This is a genomic window from Dichotomicrobium thermohalophilum (assembly GCF_003550175.1).
Taxonomy (GTDB): Bacteria; Pseudomonadota; Alphaproteobacteria; order Rhizobiales; family Rhodomicrobiaceae; genus Dichotomicrobium; species Dichotomicrobium thermohalophilum.
The window spans coordinates 1-1,490 of sequence record NZ_QXDF01000007.1; the positions used below are offsets into that span (position 1 = coordinate 1).

General features: G+C 66.5%; 1 protein-coding gene. It reads left to right on the forward strand.

Annotated elements, in window-relative coordinates:
- The coding region (locus BXY53_RS13920; RefSeq protein WP_170144464.1) for an Ig-like domain-containing protein at nucleotides 1-1,384 on the forward strand (1,384 nt) is incomplete at its 5' end.
- Between the last annotated feature and the right edge of the window lie 106 nt (nucleotides 1,385-1,490).

Here is a 1,490-nt window from a genome sequence, read left to right on the forward strand (position 1 = left end):
AGGTTCTTTTACAGTAACCACCGCGAGACCCAACACGGCGCCCGTGGCGAAGGACGACAGCTTCATGACCGGTGAGGATAACACGGTCAGCGGCAACGTTCTGGACGACAATGGCAACGGGGCGGACAGTGACCCCGACAAGGATCAACTTACGGTCAGCCTCTTAAACGGCCCGGACAAGGGCAGCGTGTCGCTCGACCCGGACGGATCGTTCACATACACCCCGAACGCAAATTCCAACGGAACGGACAGCTTTACCTACAAGCTTTCGGACGGGCTGGTCGCCGACACCGCCACGGTGCGCATCCGCATTGGCGCAATCGTGCGCGCCGTGACGCAGGACAGAATTGCCGGGGCGCTGACGCGCCGCGCCCGGCAGATCGTGACCAATGCGCCCGACCTGGCCCCGCGCCTGATGCGGCGCGGCCAGACCAGGGCCGAGACGCCGGTTTCGCTGACCGGGCGCGGCAATTCCCGTCAGGGCGCGTTGCGGTTTGCAACCAGCCTGCAGCAGATCGTCTCCGCCCGGACGCAGGCCAAGGCCCAGACACAGGCCGCGGTGATCGGAGACGGCTCCGGGAAGGCGGGCGCTCTGGCCGAGACCAACGGGGCGCCGGCCTCGGACTTCGACATCTGGGTCGAGGGGCAGTGGGCCTACAGCCAGACCCGGTCAACCGAGACCGAGCAGGGGCTGCTTTACCTCGGCGCCGATTATCAGCCGCAACCGGGCCTGCTCATCGGCCTGCAGGCCCAGTTCGACTGGACCGAGGACGAGGACGGCACCGGCGGCGCCCGTTTTGAAGGCCGGGGCTACACGGTCGGCCCGTATGTGGTGAGCGAACTGCATGAAAGCCTTTATCTGAGTGCGGGGCTGTCCTGGGGGCAGTCGGAAAACGACATCACTCCGCTGGGCAGCTATACCGATACTTTCGACACCACCCGCTGGCTGGCAAAAGCGCGGCTGACCGGACGGTTCACGGACGGCCCGTTAACGGTGGCGCCGCATGTCGGGGTGGTCTATTTCCGGGAGGATCAGAAAAGCTATACCGACAGCTTCGGCACACGCATCCCGGATCAGACGGTCTCCCTCGGCCTTTTGACCTTCGGCCCGCGCCTGTCCCATCGCTGGCGCGGCGGCGACGGCTGGCGCCTGGCGACCAGCGTGGCGATGGAAGGCATCTGGGCATTCGATCAGACTGAGGACCTGAAGCCGACGGGTCTTTCGGCCGTCGGTGAAGCGCTGCAGGCACGGGCCAGCGCCAGCATCAGGGCCATCGCCGCGGCGGGCTACAGCCTCACCGGCGAAGGCTTCTACGATGGCATCGGCGATGGCGCGACGGAGGGTTATGGCGGGATGCTCACGCTGAGTATTCCGATCCGTTAAACAGCCCGGCCGGGCCTGCCGCAGGCGCGCGCGAACCGATGGCCGCGCGCGGCTGGAGCGGATCGCCTATCTGTGGCCCTGAGCGCTGTTGCGCTGCGGCAACCCC